At 50.8% G+C, this 20,975-nt stretch carries 19 protein-coding genes; 6 read left to right on the top strand and 13 right to left on the bottom strand.

Features of this window, described 5'->3' with window-relative positions; all coding sequences use genetic code 11:
- The first annotated feature begins 141 nt into the window (after window positions 1-141).
- Window positions 142-1,083, top strand: a complete 942-nt coding sequence (gene mdh / locus BD749_RS15730) for a malate dehydrogenase (protein ID WP_101446078.1) — start codon at window positions 142-144, stop codon at window positions 1,081-1,083.
- Window positions 1,084-1,619: 536 nt separating this feature from the next.
- On the opposite strand, the gene BD749_RS15735 is transcribed toward mdh, so the two are convergent.
- From BD749_RS15735 to mutL, 3 genes are all read right to left on the bottom strand, one after another.
- Window positions 1,620-2,534, bottom strand: a complete 915-nt coding sequence (locus BD749_RS15735; RefSeq protein WP_101446080.1) for a rhomboid family intramembrane serine protease — start codon at window positions 2,532-2,534, stop codon at window positions 1,620-1,622.
- Between the two features lie 117 nt (window positions 2,535-2,651).
- A complete protein-coding gene (locus BD749_RS15740; RefSeq protein ID WP_245869312.1) occupies window positions 2,652-3,413 on the bottom strand; it encodes a rhomboid family intramembrane serine protease in 762 nt (253 codons plus the stop codon).
- 118 nt (window positions 3,414-3,531) lie between these two features.
- Window positions 3,532-5,364, bottom strand: coding sequence for a DNA mismatch repair endonuclease MutL (gene mutL / locus BD749_RS15745; protein WP_101446084.1), 1,833 nt, complete (start codon window positions 5,362-5,364; stop codon window positions 3,532-3,534).
- A 407-nt stretch (window positions 5,365-5,771) separates the two neighbouring features.
- Between mutL and BD749_RS15750 the strand changes: the two genes are divergently transcribed.
- The 4 genes from BD749_RS15750 (at window position 5,772) to serA (ending at window position 11,972) form a co-directional block, all read left to right on the top strand.
- Entirely contained in the window at window positions 5,772-8,675 is a 2,904-nt protein-coding gene (locus tag BD749_RS15750) for a glycoside hydrolase family 3 N-terminal domain-containing protein (RefSeq protein ID WP_101446090.1), read from the top strand.
- A 69-nt stretch (window positions 8,676-8,744) separates the two neighbouring features.
- A complete protein-coding gene (bshA, locus tag BD749_RS15755) occupies window positions 8,745-9,887 on the top strand; it encodes an N-acetyl-alpha-D-glucosaminyl L-malate synthase BshA (protein ID WP_101446093.1) in 1,143 nt (380 codons plus the stop codon).
- 59 nt (window positions 9,888-9,946) lie between these two features.
- A complete protein-coding gene (locus tag BD749_RS19475) occupies window positions 9,947-10,093 on the top strand; it encodes a hypothetical protein (protein ID WP_180336427.1) in 147 nt (48 codons plus the stop codon).
- The gene (gene serA / locus BD749_RS15760; RefSeq protein WP_101446095.1) at window positions 10,080-11,972 is read left to right on the top strand and encodes a phosphoglycerate dehydrogenase; all 1,893 of its coding nucleotides are present in this window, start codon (window positions 10,080-10,082) and stop codon (window positions 11,970-11,972) included. Before BD749_RS19475 ends, serA begins: the two co-directional genes overlap by 14 nt.
- 170 nt (window positions 11,973-12,142) lie before the next feature.
- On the opposite strand, the gene BD749_RS15765 is transcribed toward serA, so the two are convergent.
- Complete coding sequence (locus tag BD749_RS15765; protein WP_101446098.1) at window positions 12,143-12,676, bottom strand: DUF7935 family protein; 534 nt, start codon at window positions 12,674-12,676, stop codon at window positions 12,143-12,145.
- Between the two features lie 156 nt (window positions 12,677-12,832).
- On the opposite strand from BD749_RS15765, the gene BD749_RS15770 reads away from it, so the two are divergent.
- Window positions 12,833-13,180: a HesB/IscA family protein gene (locus BD749_RS15770; protein WP_101446100.1), complete on the top strand. Its 348-nt coding sequence runs from the start codon at window positions 12,833-12,835 to the stop codon at window positions 13,178-13,180.
- 104 nt (window positions 13,181-13,284) lie between these two features.
- Here the strand turns inward: BD749_RS15770 and BD749_RS15775 are convergent, their stop codons facing one another.
- The 9 genes from BD749_RS15775 to BD749_RS15815 all read right to left on the bottom strand — a co-directional run bounded on the left by BD749_RS15775 (window position 13,285) and on the right by BD749_RS15815 (window position 20,866).
- Window positions 13,285-13,479: a hypothetical protein gene (locus tag BD749_RS15775; RefSeq protein WP_101446103.1), complete on the bottom strand. Its 195-nt coding sequence runs from the start codon at window positions 13,477-13,479 to the stop codon at window positions 13,285-13,287.
- A gap of 42 nt (window positions 13,480-13,521) precedes the next feature.
- Window positions 13,522-14,409 carry a ChaN family lipoprotein gene (locus BD749_RS15780; protein ID WP_101446105.1) on the bottom strand — a complete coding sequence of 296 codons (888 nt, stop codon included), beginning with the start codon at window positions 14,407-14,409 and terminating at the stop codon, window positions 13,522-13,524.
- A gap of 82 nt (window positions 14,410-14,491) precedes the next feature.
- On the bottom strand, window positions 14,492-14,767 hold the full coding sequence (locus BD749_RS15785; protein WP_101446107.1) for a DUF2513 domain-containing protein: 276 nt from the start codon (window positions 14,765-14,767) through the stop codon (window positions 14,492-14,494).
- 87 nt (window positions 14,768-14,854) lie between these two features.
- Window positions 14,855-16,189 (bottom strand): ABC transporter permease, encoded by a 1,335-nt coding sequence (locus BD749_RS15790; protein WP_101446109.1) that lies wholly within the window; start codon window positions 16,187-16,189, stop codon window positions 14,855-14,857.
- On the bottom strand, window positions 16,182-17,093 hold the full coding sequence (locus tag BD749_RS15795) for an ABC transporter ATP-binding protein (protein WP_101446111.1): 912 nt from the start codon (window positions 17,091-17,093) through the stop codon (window positions 16,182-16,184). Before BD749_RS15795 ends, BD749_RS15790 begins: the two co-directional genes overlap by 8 nt.
- Window positions 17,094-17,285: 192 nt before the next feature.
- The gene (gene dnaJ, locus BD749_RS15800) at window positions 17,286-18,434 is read right to left on the bottom strand and encodes a molecular chaperone DnaJ (RefSeq protein WP_101446116.1); all 1,149 of its coding nucleotides are present in this window, start codon (window positions 18,432-18,434) and stop codon (window positions 17,286-17,288) included.
- A gap of 3 nt (window positions 18,435-18,437) precedes the next feature.
- Window positions 18,438-19,004 (bottom strand): nucleotide exchange factor GrpE, encoded by a 567-nt coding sequence (locus BD749_RS15805; RefSeq protein WP_101446118.1) that lies wholly within the window; start codon window positions 19,002-19,004, stop codon window positions 18,438-18,440.
- Window positions 19,005-19,171: 167 nt separating this feature from the next.
- Window positions 19,172-20,164 (bottom strand): GTPase ObgE, encoded by a 993-nt coding sequence (gene obgE, locus BD749_RS15810; RefSeq protein WP_101446120.1) that lies wholly within the window; start codon window positions 20,162-20,164, stop codon window positions 19,172-19,174.
- A gap of 111 nt (window positions 20,165-20,275) precedes the next feature.
- Window positions 20,276-20,866, bottom strand: a complete 591-nt coding sequence (locus BD749_RS15815) for an adenylate kinase (protein WP_101446122.1) — start codon at window positions 20,864-20,866, stop codon at window positions 20,276-20,278.
- Between the last annotated feature and the right edge of the window lie 109 nt (window positions 20,867-20,975).

Genomic DNA, 20,975 nt, shown 5'->3' on the forward strand with positions numbered 1-20,975 from the left:
GCTATCTATAGTAGAAAACTCAAAAATTCTTTGTCTTTTGTCTAATAGTCTTTTGTCCGAAAAGCACGCTTTTACCAATAGATTTTTCTAATTTTACGGAAGTAAACTGAATCTCAAACCATAATTAAAGTATATCCTACAATGAAAGTAACCGTAGTTGGAGCTGGTAACGTGGGTGCAACGTGCGCCGATGTATTGGCTTACCGCGAAATCGCGAACGAAGTAGTTTTAGTGGATATTAAAGAAGGTTTTGCTGAGGGCAAAGCGCTTGATATCTGGCAGAAAGCCCCCATCAACCTATACGACACGCGCACTGTCGGCGTAACCAACGATTACACCAAAACTGCTGGTTCTGACGTGGTAGTAATCACATCTGGTTTGCCACGCAAACCAGGTATGACGCGCGACGACTTGATTTCTACAAACGCAGGCATCGTTACGTCTGTAACTGAGAACATCGTAAAGCACTCGCCTGACGCCATCATCATCGTGGTTTCTAACCCGCTTGACGTGATGACCTACGCAGCGCACATCACTTCCAAGCTGCCACGCACCCGCGTAATGGGTATGGCTGGTATCCTGGATACTGCCCGTTACCGTGCATTCCTGGCTGAGGCCCTTAACGTATCTCCAAAAGACATCCAGGCGGTGTTGATGGGTGGCCACGGCGACACCATGGTGCCACTTCCACGCTACACGACAGTTGGTGGTATCCCAGTAACGGAGTTGATCGACAAAGAAACACTTGACGCTATTGTTGACCGCACCAAGAACGGTGGTGGCGAGCTGGTGAAACTGATGGGTACTTCTGCCTGGTATGCACCAGGTTCAGCAGCTGCTCAAATGGTAGAGGCGATTGTACGCGACCAGCGTCGTGTATTCCCTGTTTGCGTGAAGCTGGAGGGTGAGTACGGCATCGACGGCGTATACCTGGGTGTTCCGGTAATCCTGGGCAAAAACGGTATTGAGCGCATCATCGAGCTTGACCTGAACGAAGACGAGAAGCAACTGCTGGAAACGTCTCGCGGTCACGTGAAAGAAGTAATGGACGCATTAGACAACATCAACGCTTCTAAAGCTTAATTGCTATACCTTACTTATCCATACGAAAAGCGCCGCTTCTGCAAAGGAGCGGCGCTTTTTATGTTTTGTCTGAATCAGGATTTGCAGGATTAAAAAGGATAGACAGGATTAAATTACTTTTCCTGTGAATGGTACATAGCCCTTGCTCGCGACCCGCGAGTGTGAGATACGCGAGTGTGAGATAATAAGCAGACTCTGGCCGCTGGTGCACGATTGTCATCCCCCTGCCCCTTTCTTTGTTGAGGGCCCCTAACCTCAAGGGGGACTTTTTGCTACTGCCAACTAAAAGGTATAAGCACTTTAGCACAAACCATTGGCACGCATTGAAAGACATACTCGCACGGAAGCTACGAAGCAAACGGCATTAGCCCAGTGCACAACCGACGATTTTGTGTTTGAGCGGCCAGCGAGTTTAAAATCGTCTTGATTTTTTTGCCTACTTTTTTTATCAAGAAAAAAAGTAGGTCCCCGCCGGACAGGCGAAGCAATGAAACAAGGCAGGTTGCTATACCTGCAACTGCCATAGCTATACCTCATTAATCCTTCTGACTCGCCTGAAACAGCTTCTGCTTCTCTTCTTTGGAAAGGCTTTCATAACCCGAAACAGAAATCTTATCCAGAATCAGGTCGATCTCCATTTGGCTGGGCTTGCCGGCATACCCGGTGTGATAACCGGAGGAAGGCCGAGCGCCGTTGCCCACAGTCGCTTTCTGGCGGTGCGTTACTTTCAGTTTTGGCCGGCGCTTAAATAAACCGGCAAAAAAATCCAGGGTGCTGTGCAAAGGGCGGCCCATATCCCGGCCACGTTGCAGTTGCTTCACAAAAAGCCAACCGAAGAGCGCGCCGCCCAGGTGGGCGATGTTACCACCGGCATTATCGCCAATGGCGCCTGAAATGGATAGAATCACCAGGAAAGCCGCGATATACTTGATCCGTACCGGTCCTATCAAAATCAGGTTGAAGGTATAGTTCGGTATCAGCGTGGCAGCCGCTACAACTACAGCCAGCACACTGGCCGAGGCACCGATCATAACAGCGTAGGCGGCACGGTCGGCGAAGTACGGAATAAGGTTATAGCTCAGGATGTAAAGCACGCCACCGGCTATACCACCGAGCACGTATAGACTCAACAACTTCTTCTCTCCCAGATATTCCCGGATTAGTTGCCCGAACCAGTAGAGGTTGAGCATGTTGAAGATGATGTGCAGGAAGCCTTCGTGGGTGAAGGAGTACGAAATGATCGTCCAGGGGCGGGTAATGAAAATGAGCGGGTCGGAGGGCAGCGCGATAAAGCGCATCAGCCCGGTGTAGGCCCAGCTACTGCCGGTCAGGTACAGCACCGTACGAAGCACAATCAGCGACACAAAAACGATGACGTTGATCAGAATCAGTTGCTTCAGGGTGTTGTTCGGCTGCCGGAAAGAGTCTTTTATGTCTTGGAGAATACTCATTATACCTGTTAGCTGAAAAAGGACGGAACAAAGGCTTTGGGGATTTGCTTTGGCGACCTGCCATGCGATCCGGAAAGGCTTGTGCGCCTTGCTATCTTATACTTATTGTTTTTACTATTACGTATCCTGATAATCGTTGCGTTGCCACATTTTGATAAGAATGTACGCAAACAGCATACCGCCGAGGTGGGCGAAGTGCGCCACGTTGTCGCCGGGTATACGATTAAAGCCCGCGTAGAGCTCATAAGCTCCATACATCAGCACAAAATACTTAGCCTTGATCGGTATAGGTAAAAACAGCAGAAAGAGCTCGAGGTTCGGGAAGAGCATACCAAAAGCCATCAGAATACCGAAAACAGCACCAGAGGCACCCAACATTGGCATGTTGAAAGTCTGGTTAAATACTGCTCTGACCGCCTTTTTGCTTTCGGTGATGTACCCTTCGTTATCGGGGTTTCGCTGGTACTCGATGGCAAACTGCTTTTCGTAGCCACCCGCATAGTGCGATTCCATAAAATTGTAAAAACCGGCCGGCGTCGGGTTTTCGATGTACTGTACCGCCTCGTTCTCGATTGTATTCAACTCATACGCCCGCACTCCGGAGTACATCATACTGGCACCCAAACCCGTGATCAGGTAAAAGGCCAGAAAACGCTGCGATCCCCAGAAACGCTCCAGCAAAGGCCCGAAAATGAACAAGCTGAACATATTGCTGAACAGGTGCCCCCAGCCGCCATGCAAAAACATATGCGTAAAAATCTGGATAGGCTGAAAGTAGTCGGAGCCGAAGTGGTACAAAGCAAACTGCCGGTAATCGAACACACCATTCGCCTGCAGAATAAAAATGACCACGTTGATGATCAGGAGGTTCCTGACCATGGGGGTTATATTGAACATCTTATCTACCTAAATTTCTCGCGCTGATTGCTATACCTGGGACAACGCTCAGTTAGCTAAAAATAACGATTTAACAATCAACCATTTAACAATTTAAAACCTACCCCTTCAGGAAAAGCTCATGCAGCTGGCCGAGCTCCATGATGACCAGCGTCTTTTGTCCGCCGGGGGTATAGTTGGGTACTTCGCAGCCAAACAGCTTGTCTACGAGCGAGTTCATCTCGAGGTCAGACATGCGTGGCTGCAGCTTGGAGGCCAGTCGCTTGGCCATGGCACGGGCGAGGTTCTCCCGTTTATCCAACTTGAGCGTGGCCAGATTGTTTTTATACTGTTCGATCAGCTCTTCGAGTAGCTCCTTTTCGTTGGCTGCCTGCACATCGGCAGGTATACCGTTCAGAATAATGGTGTTGCCGCCGAAGTCCTCAAACTGAAAACCCAGCTCCTGAAACTCTGCCCGCAGCTCTTTCACTAAAGCCGAATCGGCTGGCGAAAGCTCGATGGTCTGCGGGAAAAGCAAAGCCTGCGAGGTCACCATTTTCTTCTGCAGCGAGGCCATATACTTTTCGTACAGAATCCGCTCCTGTGCCGCCTGTTGGTCAATAATCATTACGCCCGACTTCACCTGCACCAACAAGTACTTATGATGCACCTGCAAAGTTTTGCTGGAGGTGGCTAATTCAGTTGGAGCCGCAAAAGCATCGTCGAGCAGGCCCATACCCGAAGGCGAGGTGATCCGCTCTTCCTGTTGCTGTACGGGCTGGCCATTCCGCAGCGGTTCGTACAATTGCTCCCAGCCATTGGTGCTGGCCTTTTTAGGCGAAGCCGGTACTTTGAAGCCCGGAAAAGTGCCCTCTTTCTCAAAGCCCTCTCCCCCATGCGGCATCCGGATCGGCTGCAATGGCACAAAGTTCACATCGCTCTGGAAATCAAGCGAAGGGGCAATGTTGTGTGTGCCCAGCGATTTCTTCACGGCGGCGTGCACGATGGCGTATACCGTCTTCTCGTCCTCGAACTTGATCTCAGTCTTGGTTGGGTGCACATTGATGTCGATACGCTCTGGCTCTATGTCGATAAACAGCACATAGAACGGATGGCTGTCCTTGGGCAGAAGTCCTTCGTAGGCGGTCATAACGGCGTGGTTGAGGTAGCCGCTCTTGATGAAACGGTTGTTCACGAAGAAGAATTGCTCACCGCGGGTCTTCTTGGCAAACTCAGGCTTGCCAATATAGCCGCGCACGTTCATAAACGGCGTTTCTTCCTCGCAGCCGGCCATTTGCTCTTTGTAGTTGTTCCCAAACACGCCTACAATGCGTTGGCTCAGCTTTCCGGCCGGCAGACTGAATATCTCCACGTCGTTGTGGTGCAGCGTAAAGGCCACTTCCGGGTAAGCCAAAGCTACCCGCTGAAACTCGTCCAGTATATGGCGCATTTCCACCGCGTTGGTTTTCAGAAAATTGCGGCGAGCAGGTACGTTATAAAAAAGGTTCTTGACAGCGATAGATGTACCGGCTGACACAGCGGCCGGCTCCTGCGAGGCAACCGTAGAGCCTTCTACAAGCAGTCGGGTACCGGTTTCGGCGCCGTGCGGCTTGGTCTTGAGTTCTACCTGCGCCACCGCCCCGATGGAAGCCATGGCCTCGCCCCGGAAACCCATGGTGCGGATCCGGAACAGGTCTTCGGTGGATTTGATCTTGGAAGTGGCATGTCGCTCAAAGCACATGCGTGCATCGGTTTCGGACATGCCGATCCCATTGTCCACCACCTGCACCAGTTGTTTCCCGGCGTCCTTCACAATCAGCTGCACACTTGTGGCACGGGCGTCAATGGCGTTTTCGAGCAATTCCTTCACCACCGACGAGGGCCGCTGCACCACTTCACCTGCGGCAATCTGGTTGGCAAGGTAATCGGGCAATAAGTGTATGATATCGGACATCCGCTATTTCAAAATCTTTTGGTGGTATACTGGCTTCAAAGCACCCGTTCTACAAACTCGGCCGGGTTTTTGAATATACTATTTTGTCGAAACAGAACTTATTCAGAACAAATTTTATTACTAATTTACAGACCAGTTGCAAAAAGCAGCCGGAAATTAGAGACCGTCCGGATTCTGTTTTTAACAAGAGAAGCTATATGGCCCGTGGCGCTTGAGGCGATAGCACTTGCAGGAACCACCCGCCATACTGCCTATGGGAGGCAAAAAAGACCGGAAATAATTTTTCTCGTTTTTTGAGCCGCCTTCTGCAAAAATAGGCTTAATTTCGACTTGTTCCAATATAATAATACCAGTACAGGATGTTGAAGAGTTTTAGCTTAGGGTTACTAATACTTATCTTTCTCGGGATGGGACCGCTCATGTCGCTGACACCGTCAGACAGCATTATTGTGGCTTCGAAAGAGCAAAGCTGGGTAGACAGTGTCTTCGCTTCCATGACTCCCAATCAGCGTCTGGGCCAGCTGTTTATGGTGGCCGCCTACTCCAACAAAAACGAAAAACACTTCCAGTCTATTGATTCGCTCGTTAGTCGCTATGGCATTGGCGGTATCATGTTCATGCAGGGTGGTCCGGTGCGACAGGCCCAGCTTACGAACCGTTTTCAGCGTAATGCCCGCGTACCCATGCTTATTGCCCTGGATGCCGAGTGGGGTCTGAACATGCGCCTCGACAGCAGCATGCATTTTGCCAAGCAAATGACCCTCGGAGCGCTCACTGATGACAAGTACGTATACCTGATGGGCCGCGAGATCGCCCTCAAAATGAAGCGTATGGGCGTGCACGTGAGCTTCTCCCCTGTTTTGGACGTGAACGTGAACCCAGCTAACCCCGTGATCGGCAATCGCTCGTTTGGCGAGACCAAAGAAGAAGTGGCTCGCCGCGGAGTGGCCTACATCAAAGGTCTGCAGGACCATGGCGTAATTGCCGTAGCCAAGCACTTCCCCGGCCACGGCGATACTGACACCGACTCTCACCTGACCCTGCCTGTCGTAAACCACGATATGAAACGCCTTTCCGAAGTGGAGCTATACCCTTTCCATAAGTCTTTTGAGGCCGGTGTGATGGGCGTGATGGTGGCACACCTGCACATGCCCAAGATCGACTCGACTAAAAATCAGGCGGCTACGCTCTCTAAGCCGATCGTAACAGGCATCCTGAAAGAGAAAATGAAGTACAAGGGCCTCGTATTTACTGACGCCCTGAACATGAAGGGCGTGAGCAGCTTCTACAAGCCCGGCGAAGTGGACCTGAAAGCCCTGATGGCCGGTAATGACGTGCTGCTGTTCCCGGAGGACGTACCAACCGCTGTCCGCAAGATCAACGAGGCGATTGCCGCCAAGCAAATCAAGCAGGAAGACATTGACCAGCGGGTGCGCAAGATCCTGCACGCCAAGTACTGGGCTGGTTTGAACAACTACAAGCCAGTATCATTGACCAACCTGCAGCAAGATGTGGACCGTCCGTTGAGCAACGTGGTACAGGAGCAACTCTATGAGCATGCCGTAACAGTGGCCCGCAACAAAGGCAATTTCATTCCTTTCCGCAACCTCGATACACTGAGCATTGCATCGGTGGCGATCGGAACTGGCCCGAACAGCGTGTTTCAGCAAACACTCGGCAATTACGCCCCTACAACCAAATTCACCATAAAAGACCGTTTTGCGCCTGACTCCGCTTTCACTAAGCTTATACCTAAGCTGCAGGACCACGACGTGGTGGTGGTAAGTGTGCATGGCCTGAACAACACACCTTTCCGCGATTTCGGGATTGGCCTGGGTACCCGCGCTTTCATTCAGTACCTGCAGAATCGTACAGACAAGAAAGTGGTGGTGGCCGTGTTTGGCAATGCCTATAGCCTGAAGTTCTTCGACAAGAGCGACTGGCTGGTGGCTGGCTATGAAGACAACTCTTCTTCGCAGTCGCTGGTGCCGCAGGTGCTGTTTGGCGCCCGTGCTGCCAAAGGCAAACTTCCCATCACGGCATCGGCTACGCTGAAGGCAGGCACAGGTATAGCAACGCCTGCTATTGGCCGCCTGAAGTATGGCACACCGGAGAGCGTAGGCATGGACTCCAAGACGTTAGCGCAAATTGATAACATCGCGACTGAGGCAATTGCATATGCCGCTACGCCAGGCGCCCAGGTGCTGGTGGTAAAGAACGGCACCGTGATCTTCAACAAATCATACGGCCACTATACCTACGACAAGAAAAAGCCGGTCACCAACAACACAGTATACGACATTGCCTCTATTACCAAAGTAGCAGCTACGTTGCAGGCCGTGATGTTCCTGAAAGACCAGGGCAAGATCAGTCTGGACGAGAAAGTATCGACTTATTTGCCGGAGCTGAAAGGCACGAACAAAGCCAATCTGGTAGTACGCGATGTGCTGGCCCACCAGGCGGGATTGCGCGCAGGTATACCGCACTGGCAGAAAACGCTGGACAAGCTACAGCTGAACCAGACCTTCTACGCCAGCGCCCAGAACGACGTGTTCCCGAACGAAGTGGTGCCGGGTATCTACTCTATCAAATCGATGGAAGACTCGCTGTGGGCCTGGACGGTGCGCTCCCCGCTGCTGACAAAGCCAAAAACCGCCAAAACGTACGAATACCAGTATAGTGACCTCGGTTTCTATATACTGAAGCGTATGTCGGAGCGCATGCTGAACCAGCCGCTGAACGAGTTCATGGATCAGAACTTTTACGGTCCGCTGGGCCTGAGCACCATGACCTATAACCCGCTTTTGAAGCACTCGCGTGATGTGATCGTACCGACAGAGGATGACAATTACTTCCGCAAGAACCTGATCTGGGGTACGGTGCATGACCAGGGCGCTGCCATGATGGGTGGTGTGGGTGGCCATGCGGGCTTATTCTCCAACGCCAACGACCTGGCCGTGCTGCTGCAGATGAACCTGCAAAACGGCAACTATGGCGGACACAAATTCTACAATACCCCAGTGGTAACGGAGTTTTCAAAGCGACAGTCTACCATAAGCCGGCGCGGCCTGGGCTGGGACAAACCTGACCCGGATGGAAACGGCCCGACCTCTAACCTGGCTTCTAAGTCAACTTTCGGGCACACGGGCTTTACCGGCACCGGCGCCTGGGTAGATCCTGAGAACCAGCTGATCTACATCTTCCTGAGTAACAGGGTATACCCGGATGCAGGCAACTCCAAACTGGTGAAGTATAACATCCGCACACGCATACACGATGTGATTTATAAATCGATTGTTCCAAAAACTTAACATAAATTGGATTGTTACAGGTGCAGCTCCGTATAGGGCTGCACTTGTTTTTTCTCACCTTACAGAACCATGAAAATCGGAATAGTTTGTTACCCAACCTTCGGGGGAAGCGGCGTGGTCGCCACGGAACTTGGCAAGGAACTGGCGCTTAAAGGGCATCAGGTGCATTTTATCACCTACAGCCAACCGGCCCGCCTCGACTTTTTTAACGAAAACCTGTTTTACCACGAGGTATACATCCCCAATTACCCACTATTTCAGTACCCACCCTACGAACTGGCGCTGGCCAGCAAAATGGTAGACATTGCCCGATTCGAGAAGCTCGATGTGTTGCACGTGCACTATGCTATACCGCATGCTTCGGCAGCTTACATGGCCAAGCAGATCCTGCGCACTAAAGGCATCCACATACCTGTTATTACGACCCTGCACGGCACCGATATTACGTTGGTGGGTAAAGACGCCTCGTTTGAGCCGGTGGTTACGTTCAGCATCAACCAATCGGATGGCGTAACGGCTGTGTCGGAGAGCTTGCGTACCGAAACGTACGAGTTTTTTCAGATCGAGAAAGAGATCGAGGTGATACCTAACTTCATCGACCTGAACAAGTTCAAGCGCCAGAAGAAAGATCATTTCAGAGCGGCCATCAGCCCGAACAACGAGAAGCTGCTGGTACATACCTCCAACTTCAGAGGCGTGAAACGCGTGGAGGACGTGATCCACATCTTTGCCAAGGTGCGCGAGCGAGTGCCTTCTAAACTCCTGCTGGTGGGCGACGGCCCGGAACGACCGAAAATGGAAAAGCTGTGCCGCGACCTGAATATCTACAACGATGTGCGCTTCCTGGGCAAACTGGAGGCAGTGGAAGAAGTGCTCTCCGTTGCCGACCTGTTCCTGATGCCATCTGAGAAAGAAAGCTTTGGTCTCGCCGCCCTGGAGGCAATGGCTTGCGAGGTACCGGTTATCTCGACCAACGCTGGTGGTATACCTGAGCTGAACGTACACGGCGTGACGGGTTTTGTAAGCGAAGTGGGCAATGTGGAGGACATGGTGAGGAATGCCCTTTATATCCTGGAAGATGCCAACCTGCCTACTTTTAAAGCAAACGCCCTGGCCCGCGCCCACGATTTCGACATCAACAATATTGTGCCGCTCTACGAACAGTTCTACCAACGCATTATCGATGCCCAACTGGCTGAAATGGGTAATTAATTGTACTACCTGCATCATCACGAAAAATCCGGCCGCTATACCTGTTGCCGGATTTTTTTATGCCTTATATTTACTTTGGTGTACTGCTCCAGGGCTATTCGTCAGGTATCTCTGCGCAAGGCGATATCTGGAAACTTTCTGGCGTGAGCGCCATCGCTATACCTTACATTAAAACCCATTACCTCTCCGACTATGACAAAAGATAAATACTACATCATCGATTTCGACAGCACTTTTACACAGGTAGAGGCATTGGATGAACTGGGCGAGATAAGTCTGGCTGGTGAGGAGAATAAGGACGAAGTGATAAGGCAGATCCGGGACCTGACGAATGGAGCGATGGAAGGCAACAGTTCTTTCACCGAAGGACTTACCAGGCGTCTGGCCTTGCTCCGCGCAAACCGTCGTCACCTTAAGCCACTGATCGAGCTGCTGCAGATCAAAGTTTCAGATTCGATCAAGCGCAACAAAGCGTTTTTCCAAACCTACGCCGACAATATCCTGATCGTGTCGAGTGGTTTTAAGGAGTTCATCACCCCGATCGTGACCGAGTACGGCATCAAAGAAGAGCACATTTACGCCAACACGTTTCGCTTCGATGAGCAGGGCAACATCGTGGGTTTTGACGAAAACAACCTGCTGTGCCTGGACCGGGGAAAGATAAAGTTGTTGGAGGAGCTGGCACTAGAGGGCGATGTATACGTTCTCGGCGATGGCTATACCGACTACGAGATAAAAGAAGCCGGATTGGCCAACAAGTTCTATGCCTTCACCGAGAATGTGGTGCGTGACCGTGTAGTGGCCAAAGCCGATGAAATAGCTCCCAGCCTGGACGAGTTTCTGTACCAGCACAAACTACCAATGGCCATCTCCTACCCCAAAAACCGCATTAGGGTGCTCTTGCTGGAGAATGTACATCCTAAAGCAGTTGAGCTCTTTAAGCGAGAGGGCTACCAGATAGAGACCGTGTCGGGTGCTTTGAGCGAGGATGAACTGTGCGAACGGATCAAAAATGTGTCGGTGCTGGGTATTCGCTCCAAAACACAGGTAACAAAGCGGGTGCTTGAGCATGCCAATAAGCTGATGTGCATCGGGGCCTTCTGCATCGGCACCAACCAGATCGACCTGAGCGCCTGCCTTGATGCCGGTGTGGCCGTTTTCAATGCGCCTTACAGCAATACCCGCAGCGTGGTGGAGCTGGCGATTGGCGAAATCATCATGCTTTGCCGCAACGTGGTGGACAAAAGCACCAAAATGCACCAGGGCGTATGGGACAAATCGGCAAGCGGCAGTGTGGAGGTGCGCGACAAAAAATTAGGTATAGTAGGTTATGGCAGCATTGGAGCACAGCTATCGGTGTTGGCCGAGGCGCTGGGGATGGCGGTGTACTACTACGATGTGGTGGAGAAATTGCAGTTGGGCAATGCCCGCAAATGCGACACGCTGAAACAGCTGCTCGAACTTTCCGACATTGTGACACTGCATATAGATGGCCGCACGAGCAATGCCGGAATGTTTGGCAAAGAGGAGTTTGCCTCCATGAAAGATGGCGCCATCTTCCTGAACCTGAGTCGTGGCCACATAGTGGATGTGCCAGCGCTAGTAGAGGCCATTAGATCAGGTAAAATAAGAGGCGCCGCCGTGGATGTGTTTCCTTACGAGCCCGCCACCAACGACGAGGAATTTGTGAATGAGCTGCGCGGACTGCCCAACGTTATCCTGACGCCCCATATCGGGGGAAGCACACAGGAAGCGCAGGAGAACATTGGCACGTTCGTTCCGAGCCGCATCATGGAGTACATCAACTCGGGCAACAGCTACCAGAGCGTGAATTTCCCGAACATCCAGCTGCCGGAGCTCAAGAATGCCCACCGACTCATCCACATTCACCAAAATGTGCCGGGCGTGCTTGCCAGCATCAACAGTGTGCTGGCCGGCAACAACGTCAACATTCTGGGCCAGTACCTCAAAACCAACGAACAGATCGGTTATGTAATCACCGACATCGACAAGCTGTATGACAAGAAAGTGATCGAGGAGATGAAACGCGTGCCGGCTACTATCAAGTTCCGGATCTTGTATTAGGATTGGGCTGTCCGGGTATAGCGGGTGCAGTATGTTACCTACTTTTCAGGCAGGTGTAGGTGATGATTCTTACTCAGCTATACCTGCATGTGCAAAATTCAGACAATTCACGACCTGTCCCTACAAGTATAAGTTAACTTTCTACTTTCTGAACTTTCTACCATCCTAACTTAAAACACCTGCCCGATCTCCTGCTTCAAGAAGCTGATGGCTCTTGCGGTTGGGTCAATCTCGTTGTTGAGCACATTTTCCAGAATGCGCTTGGCCAACTCGGTGCCTTTCGCTTTTTCGTCGAGGCTTTGGTAGGATTTGTTGATCAGGTTAACTACTTCTTCGCGGGCATGGCGCACCTGCTGCCACGACTGCTCGGTCATGTATACCTGCTGCGACATGTTGTGGTTGAACTCGTTGCGGATCTCGGTAAGCAGAATGCGGTGATACTCGGCTGCCGTATGGCCGCCGCCACTCACGCGGAGCAAAAGATTGCTTGGCGTAATACGCTCTAGCAAAAGCACAACGCGCTCGTAGGCCTGCAGGCGTATAGGGGTCACTACTTCTGCATTCTTCTGACGGAGCTCGAGCAATCGAAGTTTGTAATCCCGCTCCAGCAATTTTTTAAGCATCGAGTAAGCCACTGCTGCCACCAAAATGGCAGGTATAGAAATCTTGAGTATGTCGAGTATAATGTTGGTGCCTTCTTCCATTGGGGTATGTTTTGAACCTTAAATATCGGAAAAAATTAATTTAGGTTGGCATGAATCATTTTCCGGGTATGGCTGTTTAGCTATTACAACGGGGAGTCGCAGAAAAATTGCGAGTAATTGCGTAAATTGCGACTCCATTTCAAATTTGAACGAACTATGGCAACTGAAACAAAAACTGCACCGATAGGGCTTACTGAAAAAGCACTGGCTGAAGTTAAAAATATAATGCAAGAGAAGAACGTACCAGCTGAATACGGCTTGCGCATTGGCGTGCAAGGCGGTGGCTGCTCGGGTATGTCTTACCTGCTGGGCTTCGATAAGGCGAAGGATTCTGACGAAGTATACAACCTGGATGGCCTGAACCTGATCATGGACAAGAAACACGCGATGTATGTGCTGGGCATGGAAGTGGACTTCCAGGACGGCCTGAACGCCCGCGGTTTCGTTTTCAACAACCCACAGGCCAAAAGCACCTGCGGTTGCGGAAGCTCTTTCTCTGCATAACAGCACCTTCTTTCTCTTTAGTAGAAAGACAAAGCCCGGCCAAATGGTCGGGCTTTGTTGTTTTTACCCTTGGATAGAATCTCTCGATTAAACAAACAGTACACTTATGAGAAAAGCGGTGAGTATTGCGCCCACAGAATCGCAAAAAAGTTAAGTGATAAAGAACTACCTGCCTTGCTATAACTGCCTTCATACCTGTCCGCCAGCACCTTTGCAATGACCTCTTTCTTCCTATGCCTTACCAAGAGGTATAGCCAACCCACCCCTGCCAATAAGATGTCGCCTAGTAAGAATTCCATTGGATTAACACTTCAAACTCTTAAACTCTCTAATTCTCAAACTTAATAAGTCCTCGTCATACTTGCCGGTACCACCAATATAAAATCAGCCTTCTGCGTATTCTCTTCGGTTAGTTTATCCAGTTCTTCCTGCAGTACGGTAGTGATGGTAAGTGTCTTGAGCTGCGGATTCCCTTGCTTGAGGTACCAGCCTATACCCTCAAAGTTATCGGAGTGATAGGCGCCGTTCAGGTGCAACATTTTCTTGCCGCTGCTTACCTGCTGTAAAATAAAGTGTGCCATGGTCGCGTCTTTGAGGGCCTGTGCCTGCACGATGTTCTCTGCTTTGGTATTGCCATGTGTGCTACTACCAAACATAGAGAGCATGTTCTTATACCCTGGTAGGTTCATGTCAACCTGCACGGGCAGCGGCGCAATATAGCGTTTCGCATTGGCCGACACATTTTCCAGCGCTTTCATACTTCCGGCCGCCACCATGGCGGCGTAGCGGCGTGGGACGTTGGTCGCGATGAAAGGTACAGCGGCTTCCCTGGCGAAGCGCACCACTGGCCGGTAATCGGTTTTGTAGTTATTCCATGGCCGCGACTCCTGTTCAAAGTTGTTCTCCGCCACCTGCCCCGACAAGTATTCGTTCAGCACCAATTGTACATCGGCTTCAAACATCTCGGCGCCGATAGCAAAGTTCTGCTGATGGGTTTTGTGAAGGTCTTTGGCTAGTTCCAGTTGCAGCCAGTGGGCGATCGGGTCGTTGTGCTGTTCACCGAACAGTACCACATCGGCTTTCTGCAGTTCGTCCAGCATTTTGCTATACTTCAACTGCTTGCCTTTGCTGTTATAGAGCACATAAGCGGGCTTATCTTTATCGGAAGCGGTGGTTATACCTGTGGTGAACATAAGGAACAGGAGTGTCAGGAGTGAGAATCTTATCATGCTTCAAATCCAAATTGTTGCTTTACATAGACATTAAGAATTGATTTCAACATATCAAATCCGACTGTAGGTAGCTTATCTCCTATTTCGACTTAGCCTTATTCCAAACGGTATTGTCCCTTGCTGCGTCCAAAAATTCATGCCCGCTCCATGTTAAACTGATTGGATTCCATTCTGTTAATTCCTTACATGAAATATATTCGGCTTCTAAATAACCAGCTTGGGCTAGTAACTTCACGTGGTAACTTATTTCCTCTTTGCTATAGTCTTCAATAGATAACTCAAAGCTTCTGTTCAAAAATCCGAGCTCTTCAGTTTTGAGTAATATTTGCCGAACTAAGTCAATGTTTCTTTTCATAATATTAGATTTCCACTATCAAGTTACAAAAAAATAGCTGGTCCCGAATAACCAGCTATTATTAATTCTGACCTATACCTACTTAGCCTATACCCTGTAAAACAACCACTTCGACAGCTCTTTGTAGTTGATCTTCTTGCCATACATGAGTATACCTACCCGGTAGATTCGGGAGGCGATCCAGGTAGTGAAAATGAAACCCAGAATGAGGAGTCCCATGGAGAGCAGCAACTCGCTGACCGGCACGCCAAACGGAATGCGCACCATCATCACGATCGGAGAGGTGAACGGAATGATCGACATCCAGAACGCTACAGGTCCGTCGGGGTTTTGGATGACCACCGTGTAAGACATAATGAAGGAGATGATTAGCGGGATGGTGATCGGGAACATGAACTGTTGCGTGTCCGTCTCGTTATCCACGGCGGCTCCAATGGCCCCGAAAAGCGAGCCATACAATAAATACCCTCCCAGGAAGTAGAACAGGAAACAGCCCAGTAGCAGCGGGAAGTTCAGGTTTGAGATCGCGTTGCTCACTTCCGAGAATGTACTGGCCTGGCTAGATTCTTCGGTTTGGGCCGCTTCTTCGCCGGTTGCCAGTTCGCGCCCGGCCTGCATCTGCTCAATTGGGGTCGGCGTTGGCTTAATGTCAAAGGCTGCCTGCACGCCGCCCACCACAATGGTTGAGAGCACCACCCAGAGCAGAAACTGCGTTAGGCCCACGCCGGCTATACCTACGATCTTGCCCATCATCAACTGAAAGGGCTTTACTGATGAGATCATCACCTCCACAATCCGGTTGGTTTTCTCCTCAATCACACCGCGCATGATCTGCACGCCATAGAGGAAAATGAAGAAATAGATGATCACGGCCCCTACTATACCTGCGCCTGACGTTACCCACACGTTGCTGTCGCGCTCGCCGCTTTCGCTCAGGTTCACGGTGGTCATGGTGATGTTGGCCTTCATTTTATTGAGCATGTCGCGATCTATACCTGAAGCCATAAAACGCTGACTTTCGATCTCCTTTTCGAGCATATTCTCCAGCCTGAACTTCACCTGCAGGCTCGTGTTCTTCTTGGAATAGAGACGTATACCTTCCGGCTTGTCCAGGTCGAGTTTCGGAATGTGCAGCAGGGCGGTATAGTCGGTTTCCTGATACGCCATCTTGGCCTGCTCCAAAGAGCCCGCGGCCACAGGTATAATTTTCAGGTCTTCTTTGCTTTCCAGCTTATCGGCAAAAAGTCCGCTCTCGTCCAGCACCATTACCACATCCTCGCTGTCCGAAATGGTGGCGAGCCAGGCAGGTATCACCATGAAGGCGGCCAGCAGCAGCGGTGTCAGGAAGGTCATGATGATGAAGCTTTTCTTGCGCACGCGTGTCAGGTATTCGCGCTGTATGATGAGCCAGATCTTATGCATGGTAGGTTTCTTTTACTTTTCGGATGAATATATCATTAATGCTCGGCACCAGCTCTATAAACGAGTGCACCTCCACGCGCTGAATCAGGTAGCGCAGCAGGTCGTTGGGCGATGCGCCGTCGAGCAAACGGATAGAAGCCCGGAACACACCGTGGTTGCTATGCTGCTCCAACACCTCAAAATCAGGTGACGTGACCATCAGCTGCCCGTTGCCGATTACCTGGTAGGTATCGGTCTTGTACGTGTCTTTAATCTCGCGCACGGGCCCGTCGAGCACTTTGCGGGAACGATTGATGAGGGCAATGTTGTCGCACAGCTCCTCCACCGACTCCATGCGGTGCGTCGAGAAAATGATGGTGGCCCCGTTGTCGCGCAGGCGCAGGATTTCATCTTTGATGAGATTGGCATTGATGGGGTCGAAACCAGAGAAAGGCTCGTCGAGAATGATCAGCGAGGGCTGGTGCATAACGGTGGCCATAAACTGCACCTTCTGCTGCATACCTTTCGAGAGGTCTTCGATGTGCTTGTTCATCCATTCCTTTATCTCAAAACGGGCTACCCATTCCTTAATACGGGCTGTGGCTTCTTCTTTTGTCAGGCCTTTGAGCTGGGCCAGGTATAGCAACTGCTCGCCCACCTTCATTTTCTTGTACAGGCCGCGCTCCTCGGGTAAGTAACCCATGTCTTTGATATGCGATGGCCGCAATTTCTCGCCTTTGAAGTAAATCTCACCGGAGTCCGCCCCTGTAATCTGGGTGATAATACGGATAAGGGATGTTTTTCCTGCGCCGTTAGGGCCTAGCAAGCCAAAAATGCAACCCGCAGGTATATCGAAACTGACGTTGTCCAGGGCGGTGTGGTTGGCGTATCGTTTGGTTACGCCATCTATTTTAAGAATGCTCAATGCTGTTAACCTTTTGGTATGTTCAAAAATAGCCTTTTTGGGGCTGAGTGACAAGCAATATCAATAAAGCCCTATACTTAATCGACAAACATAGGTATAGGCTATACCAAGTACGTTTGTTTGGCTGTGTTAGCACAAAAAAGCCTGCCCCTTCTAAAGAAAAGGCAGGCTTTTGTTTGGTTGCCAGAAGGCCTATTGGAAATAGTCTTTCACTTTCTCGAAGAAGCCTTTATCGCTCTTGCCTGGATGTGGCTTAAAGTTATTTGCTTCGCGCAGGCGCTCCAGTGTGGCGCGCTCATCGCTGGTCAGGGTTTTCGGCGTCCAGACGTTGATATGGATCAGCTGATCGCCTTTGCCGTAGCCGTTAATGTCTTTCACACCTTTGCCGCGCAGTCTGAAAATCTCACCGCTTTGCGTTCCCGGCTTGATCGTGATCTTCACACGGCCACCGATCGTTGGCACTTCAATATCGGCTCCCAGCGCAGCATCAATAAAGCTGATGTACTGGTCGAAGATCACGTTGTTGCCGTCACGCTTCAGGCTTGGATGCTCTTCTTCTTCTATCTGGATAAGCAGGTCGCCTGGCACGCCGCCGCGCTCGGGCACGTTGCCTTTGCCGCTCATCGAGAGCTGCATACCGTCCATTACGCCAGCCGGCACATTGATGGTGATCACCTCTTCCTGCAACTCGCGTCCGCTACCGTGACAAGCATCGCAGTTCTTGGTTACGATGCGCCCCTCGCCGTTACAGGTAGGACATGTGGCCGTGCTTACCATCTGGCCCAGCATGGTATTCACCACCTTGCGTACCTGGCCTGAGCCCTGGCAAGAGCCGCAGGTCTGCATTTCGGTGCCATTCTTTGCGCCGTTGCCGCCACAGGTGCTGCAGGCTACGTAGCGTTTTACTTTTATCTTTTTCTCAACGCCATTGGCAATTTCCTCGAGGTTGAGTTTAAGTTTAATGCGCAGGTTGCTGCCTTTGCGGGTACGTCGGCCACCCTGACGGCCAGCGCCACCAAAGAAGCTCTCGAAACCACCGCCGCCACCGCCGAAGATGTCGCCGAACTGGGAGAAAATGTCCTCCATGTTCATGCCGCCACCACCGCCGAAGCCGCCGTTCATACCCTGATGGCCAAACTGGTCGTAGCGCTGGCGTTTCTGCTGGTCGCTCAGCACTTCATAGGCCTCAGCCGCCTCCTTAAACTTTTCTTCCGCCGTGTGGTCGTCGGGGTTTTTGTCGGGGTGAAACTTAATGGCGAGCTTACGGTAAGCCTTCTTGATCTCCTCCTGACTTGCTCCTTTGCTTACACCTAAAACCTCGTAATAATCTCTCTTAGCCATTGATTAAGCTCCTATTATAACTTTCGCGAAACGGATCACCTTGTCATTCAAGGTATAGCCTTTCTCGATCACGTCTACTATTTTGCCTTTCAGCTCTTCTGACGGAGCCGGGATCTGGGTAACAGCTTCATGGAAGTCGCTGTCAAAGTCATCGCCTGTGTTGATTACGATCGGCTTCAAACCTTTAAGCTGCGTAACGTGCTTCAGCTTGTGGAACACCAACTCCAGCCCCTGCAACATTGCATCCACGTCTTTAGTTGCCTCCATCGACTGGCGGGCACGCTCCATATCATCCAGCACAGGCAACAACTCGCTCATCAGGTCTTCGTTGGCTGTTTTAAGCAAATCCATACGCTCCTTGGCTGTTCGGCGTCTGAAGTTCTCGAACTCAGCCATCAGGCGGATGTATTTGTCTTTCATCTCTGCCAGTTCGGCTTCGGCTTTGGTCTCAGCGCCAGTCTCGTTTACTGTCTCCTCCGTCTGCTCCTGTCCGTTATTTTCTTCCGTATTGGCAGTGTTATCCTGTAGTTCTGCGTTTTCCTGCTCTTTCTGAATATCTTTCTCTGACATAATGCCTTAAGAATTATAGGTTGATAGGTCTATTTTGTCTTTTCAATTGTCTTGCCAATTCTGGTTTTGTGTCAGATTGGCATTTGTTTAATAGTTGCACCTCAAAAAAAATCGGTAGCAAGCCCTGCAGCCGCTACCGATGTGTATTCTTAAACTGGCTGACGTGGTTACGAATTAAGCGCTAACCAGATCATGTCCTTCAGTTGCGTCAGGTTCTTTTGCGTCATGCTCGAGATAAACACAGCCGGAATGTCCTTTGGCAATGTCTCACGCATTTCAGCCTCCAGCTCGTCATCGATCATATCGGTTTTGGTGATGGCCAGAATGCGTTTCTTGTCGAGTAGCTCCGGATTGTAGGTTTCCAACTCGTGTACCAGTATTTTATACTCCTCGGCAATGTCCGGACTATCGCACGAGATCATGAACAGCAGCATGGAGTTACGCTCGATGTGGCGCAGGAAGCGCAGTCCAAGGCCTTTGCCCTCCGATGCTCCTTCGATGATACCCGGTATATCAGCCATTACAAACGAACGGTAGTCACGGTAAGGCACAACCCCCAGGTTCGGCTCCAGCGTCGTGAAGGCGTAATTGGCGATCTTTGGTTTGGCCGCCGACACCACCGACAGCAAAGTTGACTTACCAGCATTCGGGAAACCCACCAGACCGACATCGGCCAGTAGTTTCAGCTCCAGAATCACCCATTCTTCTATACCTGGCTCGCCTGGCTGGGCATAACGCGGTGTCTGGTTGGTAGGCGACTTAAAGTGCGCGTTGCCCAGTCCGCCACGACCGCCCGGCGTCAGGATGATCTCCTGTCCGTCTTCGGTAATCTCGCACATAAACTCGCCGGTCTCAGCGTTGCGGGCAATTGTTCCAAGTGGAACCTCCAGCACATCGTCTTTGCCCTGCGCACCAGAGGAGTGGCTCGGACCGCCGTTCTGGCCATTTTCGGCAATTACGTGCTTGCGGTACTGCAGGTGCAGCAAAGTCCACAGCTGGGCATTGCCACGGAGGATGATATGGCCACCTCTGCCCCCGTCGCCGCCGTCAGGACCGCCCATAGCGGTGCGTTTGTCGCGGTGCAGGTGCGCTGAGCCAGCGCCACCGTGTCCGGAGCGGGAACAGATTTTTACGTAATCAATAAAGTTGGATTGGGCCAATGTAGGTAATGCTAACAGGTATAAATTATAAGGTATAAGCAAGTACGGAGCGTTTGAGTTCCGGCCTGCTTATACCTCTTGTAGTCAATAGTTGAAAAACCGCTCGAAAAGCTATTTCTTCTGCTTCTCTTTCAGGTTGTCGATGTGCGCGCAGATGTTGTTGAAGATTTCGTCAATTTCACCGATGCCATCCACAGAGTAGAATTTGTCCTGGCCGGCATAGTAGTCGGCAACCGGCGTGGTTTTGGTGTTGTACTCGACTACACGCTTGCGAATCAGCTCTTCGTTCTGGTCGTCGGGACGGCCGGAGGTCTGACCACGCAGCAAGAGGCGCTTCGTCAGCTCTTCGTCATCCACTTTCAAGGCAATCATGCAGGAGATCTCAGTGCCAAGGTCCATCAGCAGTTTGTCCAGGCCCTGTGCCTGCGGCACGGTGCGCGGAAATCCGTCGAAGATAAACCCGCCCGCATGCTTGTTCTCTTTCACTTTGTTTGCGATCATGCCAATCACCACTTCATCGGGCACCAACAGTCCATTGTCCATCAGCGATTTGGCTTTCATACCCAGTTCAGTGCCGGCGGCAATTTCAGAGCGCAGCAAATCACCCGTTGACAGGTGTATCAGGTTATACTTGTCTATCAGCTTTTGGCTTTGTGTACCTTTACCAGCACCTGGAGGGCCAAACAAAACGATGTTGAGCATATCTTTGATTTATGATAAAAAACAAATTTAAGTATAAAATCGATGTACTGTTCAATATTTTTTGAGATGCGCCAAATCATGGGCGACTGCTTTCAACGCAACCAGCTCC

Origin of the sequence: Pontibacter ramchanderi (genome assembly GCF_002846395.1) — a bacterium.
Classification (GTDB): domain Bacteria; phylum Bacteroidota; class Bacteroidia; order Cytophagales; family Hymenobacteraceae; genus Pontibacter; species Pontibacter ramchanderi.

Bases quoted from the DNA above. Each gene is read 5' to 3' on its own strand.
- BD749_RS15735 (WP_101446080.1), bottom strand. From the start codon at position 2,534: ATGAGTATTCTCCAAGACATAAAAGACTCTTTCCGGCAGCCGAACAAC.
- BD749_RS15770 (WP_101446100.1), top strand. From the start codon at position 12,833: ATGGCAACTGAAACAAAAACTGCACCGATAGGGCTTACTGAAAAAGCA.
- BD749_RS15815 (WP_101446122.1), bottom strand. From the start codon at position 20,866: ATGCTCAACATCGTTTTGTTTGGCCCTCCAGGTGCTGGTAAAGGTACA.
- serA (WP_101446095.1), top strand. From the start codon at position 10,080: ATGACAAAAGATAAATACTACATCATCGATTTCGACAGCACTTTTACA.
- BD749_RS15765 (WP_101446098.1), bottom strand. From the start codon at position 12,676: ATGGAAGAAGGCACCAACATTATACTCGACATACTCAAGATTTCTATA.
- BD749_RS15780 (WP_101446105.1), bottom strand. From the start codon at position 14,409: ATGATAAGATTCTCACTCCTGACACTCCTGTTCCTTATGTTCACCACA.
- mutL (WP_101446084.1), bottom strand. From the start codon at position 5,364: ATGTCCGATATCATACACTTATTGCCCGATTACCTTGCCAACCAGATT.
- BD749_RS15785 (WP_101446107.1), bottom strand. From the start codon at position 14,767: ATGAAAAGAAACATTGACTTAGTTCGGCAAATATTACTCAAAACTGAA.
- mdh (WP_101446078.1), top strand. From the start codon at position 142: ATGAAAGTAACCGTAGTTGGAGCTGGTAACGTGGGTGCAACGTGCGCC.
- BD749_RS15790 (WP_101446109.1), bottom strand. From the start codon at position 16,189: ATGCATAAGATCTGGCTCATCATACAGCGCGAATACCTGACACGCGTG.
- bshA (WP_101446093.1), top strand. From the start codon at position 8,745: ATGAAAATCGGAATAGTTTGTTACCCAACCTTCGGGGGAAGCGGCGTG.
- BD749_RS19475 (WP_180336427.1), top strand. From the start codon at position 9,947: ATGCCTTATATTTACTTTGGTGTACTGCTCCAGGGCTATTCGTCAGGT.
- BD749_RS15775 (WP_101446103.1), bottom strand. From the start codon at position 13,479: ATGGAATTCTTACTAGGCGACATCTTATTGGCAGGGGTGGGTTGGCTA.
- BD749_RS15805 (WP_101446118.1), bottom strand. From the start codon at position 19,004: ATGTCAGAGAAAGATATTCAGAAAGAGCAGGAAAACGCAGAACTACAG.
- BD749_RS15750 (WP_101446090.1), top strand. From the start codon at position 5,772: ATGGGACCGCTCATGTCGCTGACACCGTCAGACAGCATTATTGTGGCT.
- BD749_RS15740 (WP_245869312.1), bottom strand. From the start codon at position 3,413: ATGGTCAGGAACCTCCTGATCATCAACGTGGTCATTTTTATTCTGCAG.
- dnaJ (WP_101446116.1), bottom strand. From the start codon at position 18,434: ATGGCTAAGAGAGATTATTACGAGGTTTTAGGTGTAAGCAAAGGAGCA.